Source organism: Neobacillus bataviensis (genome assembly GCF_019969725.1).
Map to the genome: position 1 here is coordinate 1 of NZ_JAHXYW010000041.1, position 1,407 is coordinate 1,407.

Below are 1,407 nucleotides of genomic sequence, written 5' to 3' on the forward strand. Positions count from 1 at the left end.
AAGAGGGGATAAGCCAAAATTGCATAAAATATAATCTGGATATAAAACTTAATAGAGTTTTCCGATGGACTAAAGGTATAAATGGTTTAATTAAATTTGTTTACGGAACGTTTTGTGCATGAGGAATATAACTTAGTATCAATTTGAGTACATCATTTTTCAAGTCCCTCCAATTGCTAATCATTGTTTACAAATTTCACAATCATCTGGATTTTATTTTACAAGAATCATAAAAATGCATGATAGGTACATATCATATAATCATGAAGTAAAAGCCGCATAAGGGAGGAATTAAAAATGACTAATTTTACGTGGAAGGGAAATCCAGTGACACAAGTTGGAAACGACATATTGGTCGGAGATAAAGCCCCTGAGTTTACTCTACTGGCGAATGACTTATCATCTGTTACACTTGCCAATTCAAAAGGAAAAGTTCGTTTAATATCTGTTATACCTTCTATTGATACACCTGTTTGTGATGTACAAACTCGTCGTTTTAACGAGGAAGCTTCTAGATTTGAGAATGTACAGTTTATTACAATTAGCGCTGATTTACCGTTTGCACAGAAAAGGTGGTGTGCAGCAAATGGTATTGAGGACTTACAAACATTATCAGATCATCGAGATCTTTTATTCGGTGAAGCTTATGGCGTTGCTATCCAAGAACTCCGTTTATTAGCACGGGCTATTTTTGTTGTTGATAAAAACGACCGTGTTACATATGTAGAGTATGTAAATGAATCAACAGATCACCCAAATTATGAAGCGGCATTAAATGCAGTTATAACGTTATTATAATATAATAGAAACGATATTAAAGCCCCCTAATCAGGTTTATTCAAGAACAAAATTGGCCTCTTATATTAAAAGTACAAGAAGAATAAGAGTGTATCCGTAAGCATATTATTATTCCGAGGTTTAAATGGGGGAGGTCGAAATTTTGGATACACCATTTTTTCGTCGGGAATCTGAGGACAACACAGTATTGTTTTTAGGACACAAAGTTGCAGTTTTAGTTAGCGGAGAGGATACAAAAGGAAAGAAAAGGGTTTGAACCACCACCACACACTCATTTGAGAGAAGATGAAACTTTTTACGTTCTTGAAGGTCAAATAACTTACTACATAGATGATACTGTTATTCACGCTACTCCAGGAACGTATGTATATGCTCCAAAAGGGATTGAACATACCTTTAAAGTTAACACGGAAACAAAGTATTACTAACTGTTTATCCCGCTGGATTTGAGCAGTTTATTAACGAACTTAGTGAACCTGTACCTGAACAATTACCACCTGCTCCAGAAGGACCACCTAGTCCTGAAGCAATTCAAATATTGACTTCCATTGCTGCGAAATATGGCATAGAAATGAAATAAAGTATGTTGTAGTGTACTAGTGGTTTCAG

Annotated in this window: 2 protein-coding genes; both read left to right on the forward strand. The window is 35.1% G+C overall.

What is annotated here, in order from left to right; all coding sequences use genetic code 11:
- The first annotated feature begins 297 nt into the window (after positions 1-297).
- Positions 298-798, forward strand: a complete 501-nt coding sequence (tpx, locus tag LC455_RS30930; RefSeq protein WP_223596791.1) for a thiol peroxidase — start codon at positions 298-300, stop codon at positions 796-798.
- A 230-nt stretch (positions 799-1,028) separates the two neighbouring features.
- Positions 1,029-1,226, forward strand: a complete 198-nt coding sequence (locus LC455_RS32025; RefSeq protein ID WP_223596794.1) for a cupin domain-containing protein — start codon at positions 1,029-1,031, stop codon at positions 1,224-1,226.
- The last annotated feature ends 181 nt before the right edge of the window (positions 1,227-1,407 follow it).

What these genes read in the sequence shown, in the direction of transcription:
- tpx (WP_223596791.1), top strand. Translation starts at nt 298, where the DNA reads ATGACTAATTTTACGTGGAAGGGAAATCCAGTGACACAAGTTGGAAAC.